Source organism: Patescibacteria group bacterium, assembly GCA_028715115.1.
In the GTDB taxonomy this organism is placed as follows: domain Bacteria; phylum Patescibacteriota; class Patescibacteriia; order UBA2591; family UBA4787; genus JAQUSN01.
The window spans coordinates 299,524-324,948 of the sequence record JAQUSN010000001.1; the positions used below are offsets into that span (position 1 = coordinate 299,524).

At 38.9% G+C, this 25,425-nt stretch carries 24 protein-coding genes and 1 pseudogene; 12 read left to right on the plus strand and 13 right to left on the minus strand.

Features of this window, described 5'->3' with window-relative positions; translation table 11 throughout:
- The first annotated feature begins 595 nt into the window (after positions 1-595).
- Positions 596-1,327 carry a hypothetical protein gene (locus tag PHV78_01585; protein MDD5395924.1) on the plus strand — a complete coding sequence of 244 codons (732 nt, stop codon included), beginning with the start codon at positions 596-598 and terminating at the stop codon, positions 1,325-1,327.
- Between the two features lie 96 nt (positions 1,328-1,423).
- On the opposite strand, the gene PHV78_01590 is transcribed toward PHV78_01585, so the two are convergent.
- A complete protein-coding gene (locus tag PHV78_01590) occupies positions 1,424-3,676 on the minus strand; it encodes an AAA family ATPase (protein ID MDD5395925.1) in 2,253 nt (750 codons plus the stop codon).
- Between the two features lie 141 nt (positions 3,677-3,817).
- Between PHV78_01590 and PHV78_01595 the strand changes: the two genes are divergently transcribed.
- Entirely contained in the window at positions 3,818-4,225 is a 408-nt protein-coding gene (locus PHV78_01595) for a hypothetical protein (GenBank protein MDD5395926.1), read from the plus strand.
- A gap of 254 nt (positions 4,226-4,479) precedes the next feature.
- On the opposite strand, the gene rnc is transcribed toward PHV78_01595, so the two are convergent.
- The 3 genes from rnc to rpmF form a co-directional block, all read right to left on the minus strand.
- On the minus strand, positions 4,480-5,160 hold the full coding sequence (gene rnc, locus PHV78_01600) for a ribonuclease III (GenBank protein MDD5395927.1): 681 nt from the start codon (positions 5,158-5,160) through the stop codon (positions 4,480-4,482).
- Positions 5,161-5,164: 4 nt separating this feature from the next.
- Positions 5,165-5,617, minus strand: coding sequence for a transcription antitermination factor NusB (gene nusB, locus PHV78_01605; GenBank protein MDD5395928.1), 453 nt, complete (start codon positions 5,615-5,617; stop codon positions 5,165-5,167).
- A gap of 164 nt (positions 5,618-5,781) precedes the next feature.
- Positions 5,782-6,048, minus strand: coding sequence for a 50S ribosomal protein L32 (rpmF, locus tag PHV78_01610; protein ID MDD5395929.1), 267 nt, complete (start codon positions 6,046-6,048; stop codon positions 5,782-5,784).
- Between the two features lie 131 nt (positions 6,049-6,179).
- On the opposite strand from rpmF, the gene infB reads away from it, so the two are divergent.
- The 10 genes from infB (at position 6,180) to PHV78_01660 (ending at position 18,333) form a co-directional block, all read left to right on the plus strand.
- Complete coding sequence (infB, locus tag PHV78_01615; GenBank protein MDD5395930.1) at positions 6,180-8,180, plus strand: translation initiation factor IF-2; 2,001 nt, start codon at positions 6,180-6,182, stop codon at positions 8,178-8,180.
- An 8-nt stretch (positions 8,181-8,188) separates the two neighbouring features.
- Complete coding sequence (locus tag PHV78_01620; protein ID MDD5395931.1) at positions 8,189-9,058, plus strand: C39 family peptidase; 870 nt, start codon at positions 8,189-8,191, stop codon at positions 9,056-9,058.
- A gap of 183 nt (positions 9,059-9,241) precedes the next feature.
- Positions 9,242-9,856 carry an MBL fold metallo-hydrolase gene (locus tag PHV78_01625; GenBank protein MDD5395932.1) on the plus strand — a complete coding sequence of 205 codons (615 nt, stop codon included), beginning with the start codon at positions 9,242-9,244 and terminating at the stop codon, positions 9,854-9,856.
- Positions 9,857-9,859: 3 nt separating this feature from the next.
- Complete coding sequence (locus tag PHV78_01630) at positions 9,860-10,156, plus strand: hypothetical protein (protein ID MDD5395933.1); 297 nt, start codon at positions 9,860-9,862, stop codon at positions 10,154-10,156.
- On the plus strand, positions 10,128-12,626 hold the full coding sequence (gene gyrA / locus PHV78_01635) for a DNA gyrase subunit A (protein MDD5395934.1): 2,499 nt from the start codon (positions 10,128-10,130) through the stop codon (positions 12,624-12,626). The genes PHV78_01630 and gyrA overlap by 29 nt, the downstream gene beginning before the upstream one ends.
- 88 nt (positions 12,627-12,714) lie before the next feature.
- Positions 12,715-14,082 (plus strand): extracellular solute-binding protein, encoded by a 1,368-nt coding sequence (locus tag PHV78_01640; protein ID MDD5395935.1) that lies wholly within the window; start codon positions 12,715-12,717, stop codon positions 14,080-14,082.
- An 85-nt stretch (positions 14,083-14,167) separates the two neighbouring features.
- Entirely contained in the window at positions 14,168-14,833 is a 666-nt protein-coding gene (locus tag PHV78_01645; GenBank protein ID MDD5395936.1) for a magnesium chelatase domain-containing protein, read from the plus strand.
- A 185-nt stretch (positions 14,834-15,018) separates the two neighbouring features.
- A complete protein-coding gene (locus PHV78_01650; GenBank protein ID MDD5395937.1) occupies positions 15,019-15,876 on the plus strand; it encodes a restriction endonuclease in 858 nt (285 codons plus the stop codon).
- A gap of 68 nt (positions 15,877-15,944) precedes the next feature.
- A complete protein-coding gene (locus PHV78_01655) occupies positions 15,945-16,754 on the plus strand; it encodes a thermonuclease family protein (GenBank protein ID MDD5395938.1) in 810 nt (269 codons plus the stop codon).
- A gap of 1,003 nt (positions 16,755-17,757) precedes the next feature.
- On the plus strand, positions 17,758-18,333 hold the full coding sequence (locus PHV78_01660; protein ID MDD5395939.1) for a hypothetical protein: 576 nt from the start codon (positions 17,758-17,760) through the stop codon (positions 18,331-18,333).
- 275 nt (positions 18,334-18,608) lie between these two features.
- Here the strand turns inward: PHV78_01660 and PHV78_01665 are convergent, their stop codons facing one another.
- The 9 genes and pseudogenes from PHV78_01665 to PHV78_01705 form a co-directional block, all read right to left on the minus strand.
- Positions 18,609-19,244, minus strand: coding sequence for a hypothetical protein (locus PHV78_01665; protein ID MDD5395940.1), 636 nt, complete (start codon positions 19,242-19,244; stop codon positions 18,609-18,611).
- 686 nt (positions 19,245-19,930) lie between these two features.
- A pseudogene (locus PHV78_01670) lies at positions 19,931-20,119 on the minus strand (DNA translocase FtsK).
- A 188-nt stretch (positions 20,120-20,307) separates the two neighbouring features.
- Entirely contained in the window at positions 20,308-21,198 is an 891-nt protein-coding gene (locus tag PHV78_01675) for an FtsK/SpoIIIE domain-containing protein (GenBank protein MDD5395941.1), read from the minus strand.
- Positions 21,199-21,202: 4 nt separating this feature from the next.
- Positions 21,203-21,676: a DNA translocase FtsK gene (locus tag PHV78_01680; protein ID MDD5395942.1), complete on the minus strand. Its 474-nt coding sequence runs from the start codon at positions 21,674-21,676 to the stop codon at positions 21,203-21,205.
- A gap of 53 nt (positions 21,677-21,729) precedes the next feature.
- A complete protein-coding gene (locus PHV78_01685; GenBank protein ID MDD5395943.1) occupies positions 21,730-22,245 on the minus strand; it encodes a hypothetical protein in 516 nt (171 codons plus the stop codon).
- A 4-nt stretch (positions 22,246-22,249) separates the two neighbouring features.
- Positions 22,250-22,543 (minus strand): hypothetical protein, encoded by a 294-nt coding sequence (locus tag PHV78_01690; protein ID MDD5395944.1) that lies wholly within the window; start codon positions 22,541-22,543, stop codon positions 22,250-22,252.
- Between the two features lie 9 nt (positions 22,544-22,552).
- Positions 22,553-22,984 (minus strand): hypothetical protein, encoded by a 432-nt coding sequence (locus PHV78_01695; protein ID MDD5395945.1) that lies wholly within the window; start codon positions 22,982-22,984, stop codon positions 22,553-22,555.
- 5 nt (positions 22,985-22,989) lie between these two features.
- Positions 22,990-23,205: a hypothetical protein gene (locus PHV78_01700; protein ID MDD5395946.1), complete on the minus strand. Its 216-nt coding sequence runs from the start codon at positions 23,203-23,205 to the stop codon at positions 22,990-22,992.
- 95 nt (positions 23,206-23,300) lie between these two features.
- The gene (locus tag PHV78_01705; GenBank protein ID MDD5395947.1) at positions 23,301-25,370 is read right to left on the minus strand and encodes a trypsin-like peptidase domain-containing protein; all 2,070 of its coding nucleotides are present in this window, start codon (positions 25,368-25,370) and stop codon (positions 23,301-23,303) included.
- Between the last annotated feature and the right edge of the window lie 55 nt (positions 25,371-25,425).

Consider the following 25,425-nt stretch of genomic DNA (forward strand, 5'->3'; position numbering starts at 1 on the left):
ACCATTTCAATCAGGATCTGAAAGGATTCAGGATTCTGGAGGTTTGCTATCTAAGAGAGCCGCCTACATATAACTCTCCTCGGGTAGAGATGCTTTGTCGGAAAACGCGCAGGGGCGCCGGACCGGTGATCTTCTTTCCAGAGGGGTTGTTGCACGGCGGGCTTTCCGTTGGACGAGCATTCCGCGGCTGGCACTTGCACAAGGGCTATGCCCTGGTGCACCTAAAGACAGGCAGAGCCTTCTGGCTTAACGGGTTTCAGAGCACAGAGCGGTATCCGTCCAGACCGGCCGGGCTGTGGGTTACTAAGCGGCGCTTAGCCGCTTGGCGTCGGCAAGGGCGCCTGCCTCTTACTGCCGGCCTGAGGTCTGTCAGCGATATGAGTGGAGTCGATTAGGGAGGTGGTATCATATTCACGGGCGCTGGTTTGCACCAGCGCCCTTGGTTTTTTAAAAAAACAATTCTTGACAAAGCCATAAAATTTTGCTAAAATATCAATATTACTGGGTGAGCCCGGTATACCTAAGTCATGAGGGTAAAATCATGACAAGGTCCAAACTGCTTTCAGAGGTGCGCCTTTGAAGCAAAGGAGGATACATGTCTGATGGTGCCAATGTCGTTGAGTGCCTTGCTCGCACTACGCCGCTTTCCAGCGCAGAATGGGCTGCGTTGGTAGAGGCTCGCCGTCGTCTCTTTTCTCGGGTGGTTGCGAAATGGCGAACTCTGCCAAGTATCGGGGATCAGAAAGGTCTCTATGTCGAAGGCCATCCAAGTCCAATCAATGGCGGTTTGCTAAGGAGCAGGATCGTCTATGTATTTGGGGAATTAGGCAGCACGACCGTTTCGGAGACCGGGGAAGCGCAGGGCGTATTCGAGCATATCGGCCATGAGTTGCCAAAGCGCCGGGTCAATGAAGATCTTCCGTTGCCCTCGGATCTAGATCCCGATATAATAGGGACTCTTCGCTACTGGGCCTTAATGAGGAATGGTGCCTGGGCTCTAATAACCGTTTTTTACGTAACAGGTTACGGTTATAAGAATCGGGGCAAGGACATCGCATTTAGGGTCGTAATTCAGCATTGCGCTTTCGACGAGCTACTCAAAGAGGCGAAGATTCATCCACGACAGATCTGGTGGCGGTTAAGAATAGCTTTTGCCGAGGCCATCAACGCCACTCGACGCCGTGCTCAAGTCGCAGAAGAGCTGGCTCGTCGCATAATGGCTGAAGACGAGCTGCTCAGGGTTTCGCCAGGAGAAAACGAAGCAGCTCCTACAGACGCCCTGCGGCACTTTGTCCGTGAGCTCGATAATCCCAGCAACGACGACTGAGGGAGTCGTAGAATCGGGCGCTGGTTTCGGCCAGCGCCCTCGGTTTTTAAAAAAACAAGGCTGTTAGGCCTTATTTTTTAAAAACAGATCTTATATTTAGAGCTTCATAGACAAGAGCTTGGAAATTCCGTCTTTCATCATGGTCACGCCATACAAAGTATCGGCTGATTCCATGGTTTGGCGATTATGAGTAATGACGATAAATTGAGTTTTGTGAGCCAATTCACGTAAAATATTAGAAAAGCGAGAAGAGTTTTGTTCGTCGAGCGCAGCGTCAACTTCGTCTAAGATAACGAACGGTGGTTTATTGATGGCAATGATGGCGCAAATTAAGGCGAGCGAGGTTAGCGCTTTTTCGCCGCCGGACAAAGCTTCGATATTTTTTAACTTTTTCCCTGGCGGATTAGCCATGATTTCGATATTAGTCACTTCTTCTTTTTCCTTAGACTCGGTTTCTTTTTCTTTTGCTTCTTCTGTTGGTTCGTCTTCTTTTTTTTCGGCTGGGTCACTTTCAACTTCTTCTATTACCGATTTTTGCAAAACTATCTTGGCCTTGCCGCCATTAAAGAACACGCCAAAATAATAATCAAACTTATCATTAATTTGATGAAAAGTTTTATTAAACTGTTCGTCCATTTTTTCGTTCAATTGTTTAATGACTTTATTGAGGGATTGTAGTGCGCCGCGCAAATCTTGGATTTGGTTGGTCAAAAATTCATAACGCTCTTTGGCTTCCGGATATTCTTTGGTGATTTCAGGATCAATGCCGCCAATAAGTTCAAGCTGCCTTTTTAATTCCTGAACTTGGCCGTAACAATTTTCATCATCACCGGTGTTTTCGGTTTGGCTGGATAAAATTTGTTCAGGATTTTCGACGTTCATCTCCCGTTTAATTTCTGCTATTAGATCTTCTTTGCGCGTATCGATTTTAGCTTGATCGACTTCGAAAACATTAAGTTCATGGTTAATGGCATTTAATTCATTTTGTTTATGTTGGGCTTTTTGCTGCAGCTCAAAGAAGGCCCGGCGTTTTTCCTGTTCGCTCTGGGCGAAGTTTTTGAGTTGCTGGTTAATGCCGTCGATTTGTTCGTTTAATTTTTTAATTTCTTGGTCTAGGCCTTGAATTTCCTGCTCGATTTTTTCTATTATACTGGATTTGTTTTGCTCTGGTGTCTGCTCCGGTTCACCCGATAAATAAGCCAGTAAGTTATTGATTTTTTGCTCTAAGCGGTTAACTTGGTCTTTTAGTTCTGACAAATTATCAAGGGAATTTAGTGTTGCCAAGGCGGTATTTAATTGGTTGTTTAATTGTTTAATACTTTCCAGGTCGGTGATGATTTTATTGGTATCCAGTTCTTCTTCTTGGCCTGATTCTGGTTGCTTGGCCCTTTGCTGTTCAATAATTAATTTTCCTCGCCAGACGGTAATTTGTTCTAAATATTTATTTTTTAATTCAACTAATTTTTGTTGATCTTGCTGCAAGCGGCGATAATTATCATCTATATTTTCTTTGGCGATTGATTCAAGTTGTTTTTGCAGGACTTCGAGTTCGGTCTCGAGTTTTTTTTGTTGGTTAGCGTTATCGACCGATTGTTGAGAAATATTTTTTGATTGTGCTTCGAGATTTTGCCAAAGGCCGCTATAATATTTTTTTTGTAGAGCCAAAAGCTCTTCTTCGAATTGTTGCCGGCGTTCGAGTTTTTTTATTTGACGAGTCAAAGATCTCATGCGCGGTTCAAGCTCTTGAAGCGCTACTTCGGCTTGCTGGAGATTATTCTCGGCTTTTTCTATTTTTCGCAGTGCTTCATCTTTTTTAATTTGATATTGGCGAATGCCGGTCGCTTCATCAAAAAAGTTTTTTCTTTCGGCCGGAGAGCTGTGTAAAATAGAGTCGATCATGCCCTGGCTGACGATACTATAACTTTTTTGTCCAAAGTTGGCTTGGGCTAAAAGCATTAAAATATCTTGTAAGCGGACTCGAGCATTATTTAAAAGATATTCTCCTTCGCTCTGGCGATTGACACGGCGGAGAATGGTAAACTGGCGATATTCAATGGCCGCCTCGTCTTGTTCGTTATTAAAATGCAAGGATACTTCAGCGGAATTGAGTCGGCCCTTTTTATCTGAACCGGAAAAAATAATATCTTCGGCGCGTTTGGTGCGCAAGCTTTTCATGCTTTGTTCGCCCAAGCCCCAACGGATAGCTTCAAGAACATTGCTTTTTCCCGAACCATTGGGACCCAAAATTGCGTTAATGCCATAAGAGCCGTCCTTGGGTCTAGGGAACTCCAAAACTGTTTTGTTGGCGAAAGATTTAAAGCCGTTAATTTCTAAACGCTCGAGATACATGAAGGGGAAATATTAATTAAACTCACGAATAGAACATTTTAACATAAATAAAATTTTTGACAATCAAAAATTGGACAATATTGACAAAACGAGCATAAAAGATACAATAAAAACGTCACTATAGAGTGGCAAGGAGACAAAATGAAGATAGTTACAATCCACCGAGCAGCGAAGCTTAGAGCTTTTCTGGCTCATCATGCCGGGAAAGATGATCTCGGCAACAGGACGTATCGACTCGCTACCAGGAGAGACATTCGAGCACACGCTCCTTTGTTCTGGGTTCCGATATATCGGGGTCTTCGCTTCAGCGGGGAAGCCCGTTTCGATGATCTCTACGGCGGTATGTATGAGATTATACTAGGTGACGATGCTTTCGTCGGCGAATATGTTCAGTTTTCGGTCGTCGATAGCGTCATTGACGGCGATCCGGCCTTGAGGCGGTCAGGTCTGATAGAGGTAGACTTTGACTATATGACCGAAGAGGCCCACCCAGCGTCTGCAAATTCGCCGCACCTGACTGACCTGTTCCTGGTCGAGGACAAGTCGTAGGAGACAAAGTGCCCAAGACAAAGAAAGCGAAGAGATACAAACCTCGTCGATCAAGACCTCGAGGTATGAGCGTTATGGAGCGAAACGAGGTCAGGTGGCGGGAGGAGCACGTTTATCCCTATACCTTCCCAGTTCGCTAGAACAAGGAGGCAAAATGCGCATACGCGCTGGTCCCGTCGACTTTGGTCGGCGGGACTTGCTTTTAAAATAAAAAACGAGCGTAAAGCTCATTTTTGTTTTAACTTGATTTTTAATTAAATTTTGCTCAAGCCGTTTTTAGCAGCATCAACTTCGGCTTCGAACTTACTGGTACCCTGGCCCTTGGAAATCAATTTATCGCCGAGGAATAAGCCAACTGTGAATTTTTTTTCATGGGCTAAGCCGGTTTCTTTCAGAACTTTGTAAGAAGGAGTGATTTTTTGTTTAGCTTGAGAGATCTCCTGAAATTCGCTTTTCGGATCTTTGTATAATTTATTTTTAATGATTTTCGGCAATTTGATCAAAAGATTTTTACTGATGAATTCTTTGGCCCTTTTCGCTCCTTGGTCCAAATAAATTGCGCCGATTAAGGCTTCAAAAGCATCCGCCAAAATTACGTTACGCGCTTTGCCGGTTGACTTGGCTTCGCCGCGGCTTAAAAATAAAAATTCATTTAAACCGAGCTCTTTAGCTAGAGCCGATAAACTATCTGTATTAACCAAACTGGCGCGCCAGGAGGTTAATTCGCCTTCGGGGTTATCGAATTTATGGTAAAGATATTCAGTGACGATTAATTCTAAAACCGCGTCGCCTAAAAATTCCAATCGTTCATTGTGTTCTATCTTTTCTCGAGAGTGTTCGTTAACATAAGAGCGGTGGGTCAGGGCCTGTTTTAAAAATTTAATGTTTTTAAACTTTAATTTCAGCTGATTTTCCAGTGTATTCAAATTTGTCATAAAACTAAGCTTCTTTTTTAATTAGGCCATCCTTTAACATATCTTCGTAGAGAGCGCCTAAGACGCCATTAACGAATTTGCCACTCGAATTTCCACCGAAAACTTTAGCTACTTCAATGGCTTCGTTAATCGCCACTTTAGGCGGAGTTTCTTTCAAGAATAACATTTCATATAAACCGATGCGTAAGACATTGCGGTCGATTAAAGTAATTTGATCAAGCGGCCATTGCGAGGCGTATTTTTTTAAGTAGCCATCAATAGTCGATAAATTTTTTATAATTTCATCCACCAATAAATAAGCGAAATCATTTTTTTCGTTGGCATTTAAACCGGCCCCCTGGATATTTTGTTCGATAATTTCTTTTTTTTCCTGCTCTTTTATTTTCTCAAATCCAAGGAAGTCCAGCTCATAAAGCGTTTGCAGAGCAATGGTGCGACAAAGATGCCGATTGCCCATAGGAATAGAAGTTATCCCGACGCTGCAGTCAAAAATTAAGAGAAGGTCGGGATCCCGACTTTACGTCGGGAGAAAATATCAGCCCAAGGCCTGCCTACTGGATAGGTGGGCCGACCTCAGCCCAAGACTGATGAGCCTCGGGCTCACGCTCTCGGGCGGGGAAATTATTTATGTTTGTGTTCGTGTTTTTCTTTTTCTTCTTTTTTATGCTTATCATTGTGCTCGTGTTCGTGTTGGTGAGCTTTATGTTTTTTATCGCGCAAGGTAATGACCTGGCGATTGGCATAATAACCGCAGAATGAACAGGCGTGGTGCGATTGAACTGCCTTTCCGCACTTCGGGCATTTATTCAATCTCATTTTTTTTATGCGCAAGCGATATTGTTTTACTCTTTTGCGACTTTTAGCTCGTTTTTGATTTGGCAAAGCCATAGGTGATTCGTTAACATTTTAAAATTAATGGTTTTAGTATAGCCCTTTTTTTAAAAAAGGCAAGTACGCCATCTAATAAAATAGGGCTTATTTATTTGACTTTTTAATTGCAATGCATTATAATATAGTATATGAATTTAAGCGAATTGGCTAGAAAACTGAAAATTACCACCAAGGAGCTCAAGGAAAAATTACCGGAGCTCGGTTTTCACATTGGGCTGCGAGCCATTCAAATTCCGGATGGCCAAGCGGAAAAGGTTATTGCCAAATGGTACGAGTTAAAAGCTCAAGAAGAAATAGCTCAAAAGGGCGAACTTTTAAAACAGCGCGGCGAGGCACAGGAAGAAGAAAAAAAACCGGAACGTTCGGTTAGTTTACAGAATGTTGTCACTGTTAATCGTTTAGCAGAAAAGCTAGGATTGCCGGTGGTAAAAATTATCAGCGAACTTTTAAAACAAGGAGTCGTGGCAACGATTAATGATAATTTAGATTATGAAATCGCGGCGATTATTGCCGAAAGTTTGGGCTGGCGCGCGGAAAAAAGTGAAGAGCAAGAAACACAAAAAATTCGTTTAAAAGAAAAGCTAAAAAATCTATTAGCCGAAGAAGATAAAAATAATTTAACTATTCGACCGCCGGTTGTAGTGGTGATGGGACATATTGATCATGGTAAAACTAGTTTATTAGATTATATTCGTCAGACCAATGTAGTGGCCAAAGAAACCGGCGCTATTACTCAACATATCGGCGCCTATCAAGCCGAGATTAATGATAAAGAATTCGGTAAACGCTTAATCACTTTCATTGATACGCCTGGCCATGAGGCTTTTAATGAGATGCGTTCTCATGGCGGCCAAACAGCCGACATCGCCATATTGGTTGTAGCAGCTGATGACAAAGTTCAACCGCAAACCATCGAATCGTTAAAAGTCATTCAAGAATCAAATTTACCATTTGTGGTAGCTATTAATAAAATTGATAAATCCGAAGCCGACCTTGATCGCATTAAAAAAGGTTTGTCAGAAATAAATTTAGCCTCAGAAGATTGGGGCGGTAAAACTATTTGTGTACCGATTTCAGCTAAAACCGGCGAAGGTATTGATAATTTATTGAAAATGGTTTTGTTATTAGCTGATATGGAAAAAGAAAAATTAATGGTTAATGCCGACCGCGACGCTTTGGGGGTAGTCATTGAGAGTCATCTTGATCGCGGTCAAGGCCCTGTGTCTACAGTCTTAATTTATGCCGGCACTTTACATACCCGTGACATGATTATTATCGGTCAAACTTCAGGGCGCATTCGTTGTTTAAGAAATTTTCGTCAACAATTAGTTGACCAAGCTGTGCCAGGCATGCCAGTTCAGGTTTTGGGTTTAAAGGAACTGCCCAGAGTGGGTGATATTTTAGAAGTTGTCAGCGACCAAAAAGAATTTAAGCGTCGCAGTAAAAGTCTGGACTCGTCTTTCAGGGGCAACCAAAGCTTAACGACTATTAAAGAAAAAAATAAAGAGGCTGTTGATTTAAATGTTGTCTTAAAAGCCGACGTGCTTGGTTCTTTAGAGGCCATTGTGACTGCTTTGGATAAATTAAATAAAAATCCGGAAGTTAAAATAAAAATAATAAAAAAAGGGTTAGGAAATATTACTGACACTGATTTTACTATGGCTCGTTCGTCTTCGGCTTGGCTGATCGGTTTTAATGTCGACATTAATTCCGCGGCTAAAAGTTTAGCCGAAGAGACTTGTTATCCTTACGACACTTATAAAATAATTTATGAATTAATCGAAGAAGCGCAACGCCGCATGAATGCGTTGTTTAAGCCAGAAATTGTCGAGCACGCGTTAGGCAAGGCTAAAGTTTTAGCTTTATTTAGAAAAAGCGGCAATCAAAATGTAGTTGGTGTCCGAGTCAATGAAGGCAAGGCGGTTAAGGGATCTAAGGTTAGGGTTTGGCGCCAGGATAAATTAGTGGGTGAGGGCATTTTAGCCCAATTACAGATCAATAAAGAAGAAGCCCAAGAAGCCAAGACCGGAGCAGAGTGCGGCCTAAGAGTTGATGGACACGTTAGCATAGAGATTGATGATATATTAGAATTTTATTCAGAAGAAAAGAAAGAGCGCAAAATCTTTTAAGTTAATTTATGAAAAATAAAAATAAAATATTGATTCCCGTGGGAATCATTATCTTTGCCATTTGTTTAATTTCTGCTGCAGAAAATTTTTTTATTTTTCCAAAAAAAGAGCTAAACGATAACACGCCGAGTATTTTTAAGACTCTTCCGTCTAGCTTGCCGGTAGGCGAGCCAACCAAACAAGAAAATAACGAGTTCGTAAACTTACCAACTAATAACGTTGTCACTTCGCCCTCGGCCAATGTAATGCCCAGTAAATCCAAAGACGTGATTACTAGTTATATAATAGAAGTGCCTTTTACTTCGCAAGCTCCCTTTAAGGTCTGGGATGCTGTTCATAATGACGCTTGCGAAGAAGCGTCTCTAGTAATGGCTAGGCATTGGAGCGATGGGCATTTATTAAACGCTGCAATTGCCGATAAAGAAATTCTAGATTCGATAAATTGGGAAGATCAAAATTGGGGTCAGCAGTATGAGTTAAACGCAGAAAAAATTGTCGAGCTTGGCCAGAGATTTTTTAATTTAAACAATTTGACTATTTCCCCAAATCCCACCGTTGATGACATAAAAAATAAATTAAAAGAGGGTAATTTAATTTTGGTGCCGATAGCCGGAAGAGAATTAAACAATCCTTATTATCGTAGCCCAGGGCCTATTTATCATGTTTTGGTTATTAAAGGATATGATAGCGCAGGATTTATTACCAATGATCCGGGCACGCGTAATGGCGAAAGCTATCATTACAGTTATCAAACATTATTGAATGCCATTCATGATTGGCCGTATCCTAGTCCTGATTTCGGCATAAATGTGGATAAAAATGAGCAAGCAAGGGCAATATTATCTGGTTCGAAAGTAATAATCGTGGTTGGCAGGTAAAATGTATTGTTTTTTGTTTTTATTTTAGTATAATATATAGATAATAACTCATAAATTTTAACCATAGCCAAGGTTACTTCTTTCCGCTCCGCTGGCTGGCGGATAGTGGATTCGGAGGACTAAAATTTGTAACGAAATTTACTTCGTTACAAAATATAACTCGTAAATTTCGACAAATTTGGTATGTATATATATTGGTACGGACAGTCGTCTTTCAAAATCCAAGATAAAGAAGTAACGGTTTTGCTGGATCCGTATAGCTCTCGGCAGGCTGGCCTTCGTGGTCCTAATTTTAAGGCCGACATTACCATTTTGGACAGCGAAGAATTATCAAAACAAGCGCAAAAAGATATTAAAGAAGGTTTTTTAATTGATTCGCCCGGCGAATATGAAGTTAAGGGCGTTTTTGTTTTAGGAGTAAAAACAGGCAGCAATAAAATAATTTATCAAATAGAAGTTGATGGAGTCAAAATCGGTTATTTGGGGGAAATAAACAAAACCTTAAACGACACTGAACTCGACAAAGTCGACAATATCGATGTCTTAATTATTCCGGTTGGCGATAAAAAAAATACACTGGGTTCAAAAGAAGCGGCAGAAATTATCCGTGAAATAGAGCCGAAAATAGTTATTCCTTCCTGTTATCAAATCTCCGGACTAAAAAATGAACTCGAATCGCTCGACAAATTTTTGAAAGAAATTGGCGTGAAGAAATATGATATTGACGACAAGGTCCGTATTGTCAAAAAAGAATTGCCAGAAAACGGTATGCAGGTTATGGTTTTAAAAAATTCGTAAATTATGTCCAAGGGATTTTTAATTGTTTTAATAATCATCCTTTGTCTAGTGGTAATGTTTTTCTGGTTTAATAGTTTTAATACTAATTTTAAGGCTGACAGCTTGAGTAAAATTATGCGCAAGGGCTGGCAAGACGCTTCGCAAATTTATCAAGGTTTTAAAATCCAAACCAGTCCTGTCGGCAGGTTTATTAATTCTTCGGCGGCTAACGAAAGTACAACAGACCAGACGCTAACGCCGATTAATCAATCAATAGAAACAAATCAAACCAATGACACCCAAGAAAAAACCAATAATTAAAATTAACGAAGAACCGACAGTCGGTCGGGTCATTTCGCGTCCAATTGACGAAGAAGTTAAGAGTTCTTATCTGGATTATGCTATGTCGGTTATTGTTTCGCGCGCTTTGCCTGACGTTCGCGACGGCCTGAAGCCAGTTCATCGCCGAATTTTATATACGATGTGGAAAATGGGACTTAAATCAAACGTCAAATACAGAAAATCCGCGACGGTTATTGGTGAGGTTTTGGGTAAATATCATCCCCACGGCGACGTGGCGGTTTATGATGCCTTGGTGCGTATGGCCCAAGATTTTTCCTTACGCTATCCATTGGTAGATGGTCAAGGCAATTTCGGCAGTATTGATGGCGACGCGGCCGCGGCTTATCGTTATACTGAAGCCAAGCTAGCGGCTATTGCTGAAGAAATGCTGATTGATATTGAAAAAGAAGTGGTGCAATTCGTGCCTAATTATGATGGTACCTTGAGCGAGCCCTTAGTTTTACCTTCAAAGCTACCCAATCTTTTATTAAACGGCGCCCTGGGCATTGCCGTGGGTATGGCCACTAATATTCCGCCACATAATTTAAAAGATTTATCACAAGCGATTGTCCATTTAATTGATCATCCTGATTCAGACGTAGATGATCTAACCGAAATTTTAAAGGGACCGGATTTTCCAACTGGCGCCCTTATTTTTAATCCCAATCAAATTAAAGAAGCTTATACTTTGGGCAAGGGCCCAATAGTGATGCGAGCCAAAGCTGAAATCGTGGAAGCTTCGGCTGGTAATTTCCAAATCGTCGTGACAGAAATTCCTTTCCAGGTGAACAAGTCAACTTTAATCGAGCGCATTGCCGATTTAGTTAAAGATAAAAAAATAGAAGATATCCGCGACCTTAGAGATGAATCGGACAGAGAAGGCATCCGCATAGTTATCGAATTAAAAAGACATACTTATCCGCAAAAAGTTTTAAATCAGTTATTTAAATTGACCGATTTGCAAACCACTTTTCATGTTAATATGGTGGCCCTGCTTGATGGTATTCAGCCGCGGCTATTGGATTTAAAATCAATTTTAGAAGAGTTTGTTAAGCATCGCCAAGTTGTTATCAAAAGACGCACTGAATATGATTTGGCCCGCACCAGAGAAAGAATTCACATTTTAAAAGGGCTAAAAATTGCCGTTGACCACATTGAAGAAATAATTCGTTTAATTAAAAAAGCTAAAGATCGCGACGACGCCAATGCTAGTCTGAGAAAAAAATATAATTTATCCGAGATACAAGCTAACGCGATTTTGGACATGCGTTTGCATCAATTGGCCAATTTGGAGCGGATGAAAATAGAAAACGAATTAAAAGAAAAATTAAAAATAGAAAAAGAATTAATGAGCATCTTAGAGCAACCAAAGAAAATTTTACAAATGATTAAAGCAGATTTGCAATCTTTGATTGATACTTACGGTGAACCCAGGCGAACGCAAATCGTTACTCAATCAATCGATGATTTCAAGCAGGAAGACTTAATTCCCAATGATCCGACTTTAATTTTAACCACCCAAGACGGCTATATTAAAAGATTGGCGCCTTCATCGTTTAAAACTCAAATTCGAGGCGGTAAAGGCGTGGTAGGCGTAGAAGCCAAAGAAGAGGATGCGGTCGAGCACTTGATCTCTGCCACGACCCATACTGATTTATTATTTTTTACCACGACTGGTCGAGTATTTCAAATTAAAGCCTATGATGTGCCTGAATCAGCTAGAGCGGCCAAGGGTCGCGCACTGGTCAATTTTTTAGAGCTGAGCGACCAAGAAAATGTTTCAGCTATTTTGCCGCTTGGTAAAGAGAGTGGCGCTAAGTTTTTAACCATGGTTACAGCCAATGGTATAATCAAAAAGACTGAAATATCAGAATTTGAAAATGTTCGCCGTTCCGGATTAATCGCCATTAAATTAAAAGATAACGATGCTCTAAAATGGGTTAAATTAACCTCTGGTCAAGATGAAATAATTTTGGTTACAGCTCACGGCCAAGCTATTAGATTTTCGGAAAAGAATCTGCGGTCCATGGGCAGGTCAGCGGCTGGTGTGCGCGGCCTAAGACTGTCGAAGGGTGACTTTGTGGTAGGCATGGATGTCTTAGAAGCGTCGAAGATAAAAACCGGCCAAGTAAAATTATTAGTTGTAATGGAAAACGGTTTTGGCAAAATGAGCGAAGTTAAAGATTATCGTTTACAACAGCGTGGTGGTGGCGGCATTAAGACTGCGAAAATAACCGACCGTACTGGCGGGTTGGTGGCCGCTTTAGTGATCGACGAAAAGGGTTTACCTGAACATGCCACCGGCGATTTATTGGTAGTTTCCAAGACAGGGCAAATTATTCGTTTGCCGTTAAAAACTATCAAAACTGCCAGCCGAGCCACGCAAGGAGTTAAATTAATGCGCTTTAAAGATGAAAAAGATAAAGTTGCTTCCGTTACTTTAATTTAATTGCCACTACGAAATTATAAATTTTAATTAACTTTAGCCTAACAAGCTTAATTAGCTTAAAGGGCTTAATGAGCTTATTTTCTAATTTATGATGAAACGCAATTTTTCTAAAATTATCATTTTGGTCTTGTTTTTGTCTTTCATCACTTTAACCGGTTTGCGTTGTACGATTTTTTCGCAAAAAGCTGCAGAACGCATTAAGCCAATTGTTTTAAATTGGTGGCGCGTGGCTGATTCAGCTGATACGACTACCGAATTAATCAGTGCCTTTAATGCGCAATATTCTCACGTTAAAATTAATTATCAGCAATTCCGCCCTGAAGAATATGAGCAAGCATTGCTTGAGGCTTGGGCAGAGGATAGGGGACCGGATATTTTTTCCATTCCCAACACCTTACTCGGCAAATACGAAACAAAAATTTTACCCATGCCGCCTAAAATTACTATCGGTAAGCAGGTTTTAACCGGCACTATTAAGAAAGACTATAAGATAGTTGTAGAGACTAAACAAGCGCCGACCTTAAGAGATTTAAAAAATAATTTTGTCGGGACTGTAGTTGAGGACACTTACAAAGATGATAAAATTTGGGGTTTGCCCATGGCACTTGATACTTTAGCCTTATATTATAATCGCGATTTATTAAACCAGGCGAGATTAGTTGAAGCGCCCAAGACCTGGGAAGATTTAGTTTCGGACATGAAGCTTCTGACTATTCTTGATTCAAAAGGGAAGATCGTGCAGTCAGGCGCCGCTTTGGGCACGGCCAATAATGTTGATCATGCGGTTGGGATTTTATCGGCCTTGATGTTACAGAACGGAACGATGATGACTCGAGATAATAAGGTTAGTTTTAATTTACCTTCTAACGATGATCCGACTTATTTTCCGGGCGAAGAGGCGATCAGGTTTTATACAGACTTTTCTAACCCCGGTAAAGAAGTTTATGCTTGGAACAAAGATATGCCGTCGTCTCTTGATGCCTTTTTGCAGGGCAAGGCAGCGTTTTATTTCGGCTACGCCTCTGATTTATTAAAAATTAGAAGCATGGCGCCGACGCTTAATTTTGACGTTAGTAAAATGCCGCAAATTGGTGGTTCGTTAAAAGAAGCGAATTACGCCAATTATTATATTGAAACGGTTTCCAAAAAAACTAAATATATGAATGAAGCTTGGGCGTTTGTGATGTTTGCCACTGACGCAAAAAATGTAAAAAGTTATTTAGACCGCGCCAAACGCTTAACCGCCCAACGGTCGCTTATCAAAGGACAGTTAGCAGATTTTGATCTCGGCGCTTTTGCTAATACAGTATTAACCGCGGAGTCGTGGTATCATGGAGAAAATTGGCCGGCTGCAGAAAAGGCGATAAAAGACATGATTAACGATGTAGCCAACAACAACCGTACTATCAAAGAAGCGATTGCTTATTATATGCAAATCATCAATCAAACCTACTAAAAAGACATTGTTACGAAAATACAATTTTTTACCCTAGCCCGTCCCATTTACGAGATAAACGGGTCTAGGACGAATATACAAATTTATGATTGCGAAATTATTGTCTGCGGTAAATGTCGGGCTTGAAGCGCGCTTAGTTGAAATAGAAGTTGACGTCAGCCGCGCTTTCCCGTGTTTTAATATCGTTGGCTTACCGGATAAGGCCGTGGAAGAGGCGAAAGAGCGGGTGCGCGCGGCCATAGAAAATTCCGGCCTAAAGTTTCCTGGCCAGCGTCGCATTGTTGTTAACTTGGCTCCGGCTGACATAAAAAAAGAAGGCCCAGTTTACGATTTGGCCATCGCCTTAGGAGTTTTAATCGCTTCTGAACAATTACCGCAAGAAATCCTTAAGCAAGGGATTTTTTTCTTGGGAGAATTAGCGCTTAACGGAGAATTACGGCACACGCGCGGCATTTTACCGATGATGATTTTTGCCCGAGAGAAAGCCATCAGTGAAATATATTTGCCCAAAGATAATTTAGCAGAAGCGCAGCTTATTCCCGGACTCACTATTTATCCTTTAAATTCTTTAAGCGAATTAATCGGCCATTTAACCAAAGCCAAAACTATTGAGCCAATTATTAGTAGAGGAGTAAAAATAGAGGCGAGCGATGAATTTGAGGTTGACATGGCTTATATCAAGGGCCAAGAATTTATTAAACGCGCCCTAGAAATCACTGCGGCCGGTGGGCATAATATTTTGGTGGTATGAACAACATCCCACCAATGGCCTTAGATTTGAGATAGAAGCAACGTTCTAACAATATTGACGAGGTGGTCGTGAATTATAATAAATTAAAAGTTGGTATCTCAAAATTGTTCTATCCCCCTGAAATCATTGTTTTATTCAAATTTAGTGATAATATAAATTTATAGTAAAATAACTTTATAAATCATATGAAACGAAGCTATAAAGATCGGTATAATGATGGTAATGATTTTGCAAACCTTGTTACGGGGATCATAGTTTTTTATCTTCTTTATTTAGTTCTTTTGTGGTTTACCAATAAAGCTAATTTCTGGCGGTGGTTGTTATACGGTTTTGGTGTTGTTGCTTTATCGTTTATCGGTGTTTTAGTTTGGCGTAGAATGAAAGAGAAAAGACGTTTAGCAAAAAGAGATTGGACTGTTAACACTATCAGTCAAGCTGGACTTGAAGAATCTATTAATAATTTTATAGTCCGATTCGGTCTTGGCGAAAGAAGCAAAAACGCCTGGAGACGAAGAAACTATAACATAGATTGGTATCGTATTCATGATCTTCAGGAGGATCTGGCCAAACAAAATATCAAATTTACACTTACTGATATGAGCATTCTTTTGTCTCACTATATTAATAAAAGAGAGCATGATGTGACCACAAAAAGCATCAACGCATCTACCATCAACAGCTTTACAAAATTAAGCAGTTCTGACTTTGAACGACTTTTGGACAGACTCTACCGAGTTATGGGTTACTCTGTGCAATTAAACGGGAGAACCGGAGATCAGGGCGGAGATTTAATTGCCACAAAAGGTCAGGAAAGGATACTTATTCAGGCTAAGTGTTATATCAATTCAACCGTAGGCAATAGTGCAGTGCAGCAAGTCGTCGCCGCAAGAAATCATTATGATTGCAACAGAGCAGCGGTGGTCACTAGTGGTTATTTTACAAAAGAGGCGGTAGAGTTGGCTAAAACCAATAATGTAGAATTAATACCACGAGAAATACTTCAAAAAATGCTTTTAGATTATTTACACGAAAGCTGGAATTGATTGTAAAGGGACTTCAGTAACAAAGAAGAGCCTTGACGGGGGCTCTTCTTATGATATAATATAAATATATGAGAAAAACATTAATTCTATCGTTTGGATTTTTAGTGATTTTACTTTTTTTATCTGGTTGCACCATTTCCGAGAATAATCATAATAGTCAATTAACAAACATTAGCAACGGAGAAGCTCAAGAAACAACAACGAAAACAGAAGAAACAAACAATCCCAGTGTCCAGACAAACAATTCGGTCCCAGAAATTCAGTTAACCAACAAACTATTTAAAGTAATTAAAGTTGTCGATGGAGACACAATTGATGTTGATTTAGACGGGAAGACAGAAAGACTAAGGCTTATTGGGATTGATACCCCCGAGACAGTTGATCCGAGGAAAGTCGTTCAGTGCTTTGGAAAAGAGGCATCAGATAAAGCAAAAGAGATTTTAAATGGGAAAATGGTATCTCTTGAATCCGACAAAACACAGGGAGAAAGAGATAAATATGACAGACTGTTAAGATATGTTTATTTAGAAGACGGAACTATGTTTAATAGGTATATGATTGCCGAAGGATATGCTCATGAATATACATATCAAAGCAATCCCTATAAATATCAAGCAGAATTTAAAGAGACAGAAAAGCAGGCCAGAGAACAGAATAAGGGGCTTTGGGATATTAATACTTGTAATGGAGATACGGCTCAAGCTGCCGATAAAGATCTAAGCAAGATTAATGATGTAGACCAACCGCAAGTTAAAAAAAGCACCACTGGGATATGTCATGAGAAGGGATCGACATATTATTTAAGAACAACGCATTTTACGCCTTATAACTCTATTGAAGAATGTCTAAATAGCGGAGGGAGATTACCCTTAAGATAATATTTATATAAATAACAGTTAACCATCAAAATTATGAAAAAATGTTTATTAGTCGCCTCGCTATTAATTATTTTAGTATCCTTAATAGGATGTAGTGCTTCAAATAATAATTATAACCCTACCCCCAATCTTCCTGCCCTTCCTCAATATAATGGAGAACCACAGGTTAAGAAGAGCACAAGCAACATTTGTCACGAGAGAGGGTCAACCTATTATGATAGAACGAAAAATTTTATTCCTTATAATTCCATTCAAGAATGTTTAAATAGTGGAGGGAGACTGCCTTTAAAATAAACAGGGTCGAATATCGTCCAGTCTCCCACCCCAGAATTTAAAAAAGAGCCTTGATAAAGGGCTCTTCTGGGCATCTTGACTTTTAATGGGGAACATGATAGTATTATAAGATAATATATCAATTCAAAAAACTATGAAAAAAATATTCATTGTCGCAATGGTTTTATTCTTTAGTCTTATATTGCAAACTTCAAATGTCTATGCTGTACATGTAAATGGATACTATCGAGCTAATGGGACATACGTTAATTCTTATGAACGTACTGCACCAGATAGTAGCCCGTACAATAACTATGGTTATCCAGGGAACTATAACCCCAATACAGGGAAAATTACTGGGGGCAATGCAGGTACTTATTTAAATAATTATTATAAGACTTCATCTGGAAATAGTTACGGTTATCCATCAACATCCTATACTGCTCCGTCTACACCATCTTGTCCATCGAATTCATACTATGATGGCATTGGTTCTTGTAAGTGTAGCTACGGGTACCTTGTTAGTGGCGGGAGTTGTGTGTCGGCAAATAGCGTGTGTTATGCCCAAACTGGTTATGGTTCAAGCTATGACTCTTTAAGTAAAAGCTGTAAATGCAACTCAGGGTATATCATAGGGCCTTCTGGTCAATGCATAAGTGCTAGTTTGTATTGTTCCACTCAGTTGGGGTTGATGTCTCAATATAACAGCATATCAAAAAAATGTGAGTGCATGGCAGGCTACAAATTTAATGGTTCAAGTTGCGTATATCAATCGCCAAGTTATTCGGTAAAATCATACGATTGTCCGCTCAATTCACACATCTCAACCGTTGATCCAACAAAATGTCAGTGCGATTCAGGATATCAGGTTAATTCAATAAAAACTGCGTGTGTGATTATTGCAACTCAAAATTTGACCACTCCTATTTCTGGAACTGGTGACTCAGGCATTGGCACTAATTCTGCTTCCCAAGCTTGCTCTTGGGGTTATAAGAAAAACCGTGTTAATGGTCAATGTGATAAAGTTGTGGTTCCTTCTAACGCTCATTTCGTTTATTCGGGGGATGACTGGGTTTGTGATAATGGTTATAAACAAATAGGGAACTATTGTCAATTAATTCAAGTTGGTCAAACTACACCAACATCTGATAATCAGGAGTGCAATTGGGGATATAAGAGGAGTGGTGTTGCTCCTTGTGAAGTAATAATTTTACCATCACATGCTCATTATACTTATGATGGTCACGACTGGGTTTGTGATAATGGTTATAAGCAAATTAAAGATGCGTGCTATTCTACAAAATAAAATTATATTTAATAACATAGAGATTATTATTGCTACTATTTGAGAAAAAGAGCCCTGATAAGGGGCTCTTTTTAGGTACGAAGGGTTAATAATGGTTAATATTGATCTGACTCAATTTGGACAAAGAGGGCAAAACACTATTTTAAAAGAGAATATGGTGTTTTATTTTAGCTTGGACCACTCAACCAATGCCGAGAGTCACTCCAAAACCTGGTTGTGCTAACGCCACGACATACTTAGAGAATTCAGTTCGCTTTTTCACCCCTCAAGATCCATTATGTAATCAGGTTAGAAGTTGTTTTGTTTAAAAGCAAAGAGCTTGATCTTTTAAATAGGACAATAATTATGATTAAAGGTATAACAAATAAAAATACAATAATGCCTATAGTAAAGACGCTTTGTCCAAAATGGCTGAGGCCATTAACCCAGTTGGGAGAGAATAGGTTGGGAATAAAATTATATGCTCCGTGAAATAATATTGAAAACAAAAAGCCCAAGAAGGGCTTATTAAGCAGGATAAAGTATATTAGAATTATAGAGGCTGCAGGATGCACTAAACTTAAGAATCTTAATGGGGTAAATTGAGCACCACCAGCTAAACAATACATTAAGTGCTCTAAAATAGTAAAAACTATAGAAACTATTAAAATCTGTCCAACCCATTTAACTTTATTTGATTTGCCTGAAAAAAATTTGAACCCAAAATATTTTAATAACTCTTCTGTTATAGGAGAATAAAGGAAGAGATAAATAAAAAGACTGAGAGGGGCGCCCCCGGCTATAAAATCAATAAAGGGTTTATAGATGATTCTAACAGTAAAATATAAGAATCCTGTTAGTAAGAAAGCTAAAATACCTCCCAAAACACCAAGAAATACATCTCGTTTATTTAGAATACGTAATAGATTCATATAGTAAAGAATAGATCATTGTTTGCAATTCAACAAGCTTTTTGTTAATTTTTATCACTATTATTTAGAGGCAAAGACTCCCAAAAAACGGGAGTCTTTTTGTCGGAGTAGCAAGCTACTGAAAGAGAAACAAAATTTCGTCGTTTGTTCTACTCTTTGTTCGCTCCCGCAAACGCGGCTCTTGGTGTGCCCGTAAGCCACCGTTGCTTTTAACCGCACCTTTCACCCATCTCTGGGCAAATCCACCGCACAAAGGCGGATGGCGGACTTATTACAACACTGTTATCAGCGAAAAGCCGATAAACACCAACTCTCGCTACTCCAATTAGATTATAGCGCTCTTTTGTTTAATGTCATAAAATAAGGCTTGTGCGACCACCATTCTCTATTCTACAACTAGCGTTTTGTGGATTTTTATAAATTCTTTCATAAATATTTATATAAAAAGTGGTTCATGGATAAAACTGGTCAAAACGACTACGAGAAACACTGAATAATGCTTGCTTCACAATGTTTTTCTGAACTTTTATGCAAAAAATGGTTATTAGAAAAACTATGTCAAAATAACCACGTCACTACACAGGGGCGGATTTACTTTATTTATTACCTACCCCGCCATGCTGCACGCCCTATATTTTTTAAAAAAATAGGGTCGTTCCTCATTGAGTAACGAAAAAAAGTGAGAATCAATCCTTGACTAAAACCTCCCTGGGGACAGAGCCGTTGGCTGGACCGACGATACCCTCTGCCTCCAAGAGATCCAAAAGATGGGCTGCCCTAGCATATCCAACGCGTAGTCGACGCTGGATAAGTGATGCCGAAGCCCTACCAGCTTTAATCACAGCCTCGCGTGCATCTGGCAACAATTCATCGTCAGTTAAATCACTAAAATCTCCAGTTTTATCAAAAGAAAATATTTTTTTATTTAATAGCTCAATCCCCTTTCTTAATTTAGCAATCTCTAAAATAAGCCAAACGAAAAGCCCGAGGGATATTAAAGATACAAGAACAAGCAAGGTAATCATAAAATATATTATTTAATTTTATTAAAAATATCTCAAAATTATTGGGTCTGATGAGCAATCTTATATATATCTTCATCGCTAACAAGGGCCACCCGAAACTTAATAGGTCCTTTTTCGCCAATATAAGGGTTGGTCAACAGGGCTTCGTATCCTAACTCCAGTTTTTCTGCTCCTCCATAATCAAAGATAAACTCTGTGTCTTCTTTACTAATAGTAGCAAAGCAAATTTTAGTTGTAAAATTTACCCGAAGAAGAATAGGTAAAACCTCTTCTTTAAAATACCAGGCATTGATAATTAACCGAATATTAACGCACCTGCCCAGCTGAAGTATTCTAATTAAGTTTTTCTCTATTGCTTTTGCCGTTTTCGCATCCTCTAACATAAATTTTGCCATCTCATCTATAATTAAGAATAAGTGGGGCATTTCAAAAGATTTTTCATTATTATATTTATCAGCAGTACGCATTCTCGCTTCTCGCAAAATATCATATCTTCTATCTAATTCTTTTACTGTTTCATCGGTGGCCTTAAGTAATTCTTCGGCATTTCTCAAAAACGGCCCCTTTAAGTATGAAGACTCTGAGAAAAAAGCATAATCAATATAAGACGAATCGGCAATCACAAACTGAAGTTCTTTGGGGGTGAATTTCTTTATCAAACTAACCATAATAGCGTTAGTATATTCGTTGGTGGGAGAATTAACGTTTCCGCCTATTATTAAATGTGGAAGGTCTTTGAGGTCTAAAAATAGATATTTCTTATTGGTTACCATCCACAATAGATTAGAAAGCGAGAATCTCTTGCCGACCCTTACTCCCAGCGGAACCACTAAGTTTTTCTTGTCTGCTCCAAATTCCTTATGTTTCCATAAGTCCTTTGCTAAGGCTGGCTTCCCCTTAAACCTTAATTCTTTGCGAGGATAAATCATGGGGTTATAAAATTTTAATTACTTCTTTAGTTATAATCTCTCTTGGTTCGGCGCCATCGCCTGGGCCAATCGTACCCTCTGCCTCTAAAAAATCCAAAAGCGCGGCTGCTCTGGCATAACCAACGCGTAGTCGGCGCTGGATAAGCGAAGCCGAAGCCCTACCAGCTTTAATCACAGCCTCGCGTGCTTTTGGTAATAATTCTTTATCAGTCAAATCAACAAATCCTTCACCATCAGCTATTCTTCTTAATTGCCCAACTTCATTTCTTATTTGAAAAATTGAGGCCGAGACGTTGTTGCTGCTTATAAGATATTCTCTGACATCTTCATAAATTTTATTAAGAATATCGGGGTTTTCTTGGGGAAATAATTTTTTATTTAACGAATCAAGTCCTTTTCTTAATTTAACAACCTCTAAGATAAACCAAATGAAAAGACCGATGGACACTATGGATAATAAGACTAAAAATGTGATCATAAAAATTTATTCAATTTCTACTATTAGTTTATTTCCTACCATATTTTTATATTTTATTTTGAGATTTCACATTTTCCAAATGATACTAAAGTCATTGTACCTAGTGTTGCGACGTCAACAAATTCTCCCTTATTACCTAGAATGTCTCCAGTGGCAACCTTAAACAACATCGCTTGACCTTGCGATGGAACAAATTGTGTAAATTCTCCTGACAGATTTACCTTGACTGGATAAGGGTCACATCCTTTGGCATCACATCTAAAATATGTTCCGCTTTCGGTACCATAATCTACAAAATAATATGTTGCTGGAGCGTCGGGTTTACATCCATCCATATCACAGTTATATCTAATAGTTGGAAAACATGAGAGTTCAGCTATGTCTGCCATTGCAGAATGTTGCGCAGATTCATCAAAAGATGTTTTTAATTCTTGACTCGGTGAAATTATATCGGAACTGGGGGAATTTGTTATTTCCTTTCCCGTCTTAACAAGCTCTTTATTGAAAAACAAAAAATAAAAAGAGACACCCAATGCAATAACGAGCATAAAAATAATAAAATTTTTCATAAAATTATCTTTCGTAAATTACCCTTCTTGCACGAAAACAATAATCAATGCATTCTTCTTTATTGGGAAAATATTTAATTCCCATCATAACGCCAGCATCAGTATATCCTAAAAAATAACCCCAGGATTTGTCTGTTGGTTCATATTCACAATAAAGATCAGTGCATAAGCGTTTACGAAAATTATTAGCTTGAATTTTAGGCTCTATTTTTAATTCAAAAAAGACATAACTTCCAATTATTAGAGCAATAACAAAAATAATCCAACCAACAAAATTTTTATTATTTTTGTTTTCCATAAATTATCTCTATCTAATGACTATGTCAAAGTTATATTCTTCTGCCCATCCAAAATCAGAAAAATTTAATAAGGTTGAATGTAACCCCTCTTCTACTATTTCTTTTATATCGTTAAGCCTTGATTGTGATAAATTGCTTTTTGGATAAACGTAGATTACAATGCTTTTTGCAATGACTGACCCATAAGCATCAAAATCATCAAAAAAGAGTGAATCTTTTATTTTTCTTCTATAAAAATAGTCATCTATAAACCCCTCGAGTTGTAGCTCGTCTTTTCTGGTAATTTCGTTTTCTTGTGGAATTTCTGATTGTTTTTGTTGTTCTTTTTCTGCTCTAGTTTGTTCCCTTTGTGGCAAAAAAATAACAAAATAATAAAAAATAGAGAGACTAATTAGCAAAATGCCAATCACCAACATAATTTTCCAGTAATTTTTTTTCATATATTTTATTCTTTTAAACCAAACCTATGAAGGCAAGTTTTATAATAAGCATCTATAAACCGTAGCGCTTCCATGTCATCAATTTTAAGAATTGCCGTTTGGTTAAATTCTGCTTCAGCTAAACATACTGACCTTATCTGTCTTGGTTTATATTCATACCAATAAAAAGCAAAACCTAAAATTAAAATTAAAGTTACAAAAATGAGAAAGTATTTTTTCATAAACAATTATTTAAGAGGTAATCTTCCACCACTATTTAAACCATCCTCAATAGGTTTTTGAGCAATGTTTTTAAACAAGTCCGTTAAACAAGCATCTATTTAACTATTTTAGCATACTGACTCATCACCCACCCTGCTTTATTGGCGACATAATATATCTTATACCAACCATTTTGCTGATCAATCACTGAATAGATTTTTTTATTTAAAATTGATGTGATAATTTTACCGCTTAAACTCGGAAGACTTCTAACCCTCAAACCGGGAACAGTTGCTTTTATATTAAATGTCTGACTGTCTGGGGTTGTGTTTATTTGTTCTGATATTGTTAGATCTGGACCCGTAGGATAAGCACTTAATGTAGCCACATCAACGTCTACAACGTCTTTCCACTTATATCCTCTACCTAAGAACACCGTAGCGCTTTTAATGGGGCGTTTTTGATTGTTATAAATTAAATAAACACCGGCAGTGCCCTTTACTCTGGCCAGAGTTCCGTTAATTAAATCGCCGACATTTGAAGATGTTTTACTGCTATCTGCTATAAATAAACTTAAAGAGCCGAGCGTAGTTAAGTCAATATTGTCTAAAATTGAGGACACTCTCGAATAATTATTAGAACCTCCGTTATCGTAAGCCATTGGAGAATTGTTAAGCCAACTATTAATTTTATTGATTGATAAAATTCCTCCCATATTGGTAAAATTTCCCAGAAAAACCTTTGAGGGTATGCCGACGAAAGTACCATTTTTAAGATAAGCGCCGCCCCCCGAATTACCAGAATCAAGAATGGCTTGTGTTTTTAAATAATTACCATCAACACCGCTGAAAGCACCGCTTGTATAGTTTATCTTTGTTCCGAACTTTGCGGGATAACCATAGGTTGTCAAGGTATCGCCTAAACGAAGACTATCACTGTTACCCTGTATAATGCTTACAAATGTTAAACTCTTGTTGCCTTGATTTCTTAATTTTAAAAGTGCAACATCGATATCGCTTGAAACTTTATAAATATCAGCGATCTGTCTGTCGCCACAATATGGCTCATTGTTGTAGTTATCTACAAAACAAACCAAGCAACCCAGCGTTCCGTCAATTACATGCTTATTGGTTAGTATCGTCCCCTTTGAATCAATTATCGTTCCCGAACCCTGGCTCGCCATTGTTTTATCAACGGGACAAATGAGTTTAACCGTGGATTTTATTATTAAATTTTGATTAACTATTCCTAAGTTTTCTGTTGGTGACTGTAGTGCAGGCTGATTTGGCGCTACACAATATTGCGAGGTTGCAGGAGATGCCGTTTCAGCGGAAGAACAATCAAATACTTTATTGCAACTTCTTGTTTGAATTCCTTGGGGTGAACAAGCGCCCCAATTACCGCAAGACCAAGTATCAGCATTGCATGTGGATTCTTGCCGTGGTGGCGTACAGCTTTGTGAGGTTGATGGTGAGGACGTATAGGCTGTCGGACAATCAAAAGTTTTACTGCAGGTTCTGGACTGCGAACCATAAGAGGCACAGGTGCTCCAGTCGCCACAAGACCACGTGTCGGATGTGCACGGCGGAACATAATTACAAGATTGAGTGGTTTCGACTGCTGGGCCAGTGTTAACTGTCGGACAATCAAATGTTTGTGTGCAGGTTCTATTTTTTGTACCATTTTGTTCGCAGGGTCCAAAATCACTGCAAGTCCAAAGATCATAATAACATACTGGCAAAAGCCTAATGGATACATCTTTGTTTAAATAAACCCATCTATTTTCCTCGCCGTAATAATAAATAAGTTTAATGTTCTTGATTTCATAGCTCCCTGACGTCATAAAAGAATTCGCCCCAAGTGCCCGATAGAGCAACTCATTGGGAACTTTTATCTGTGAATTAGACCACTCCTCAATATTGCCAGTGCCCTGGCCATCAAGTTCTAGGGCATGACTGCCGCAAGGGGGAAGAAGATTATTTCCATTGATTATTAAGTCTGGTGCCCCCGCCTTGTACCTATCTGGCACGCTATATCCAAGTCTTATTTCAGTAGGAGTTACGTCTGTGATTTGAGGTGGTAAGTTTTCGTTATAAGCACAATCTGCATAAACAAAACCATGTGGAATTGCAAATAAACTTAAAATGAATAGGGAAGTTAAAATGATTGTAAATTGTTTTTTCATAGATTTTGTTGCTTAATTTTTTTGTTAAATTTGCTGGCGAAAATACAAAACCCGC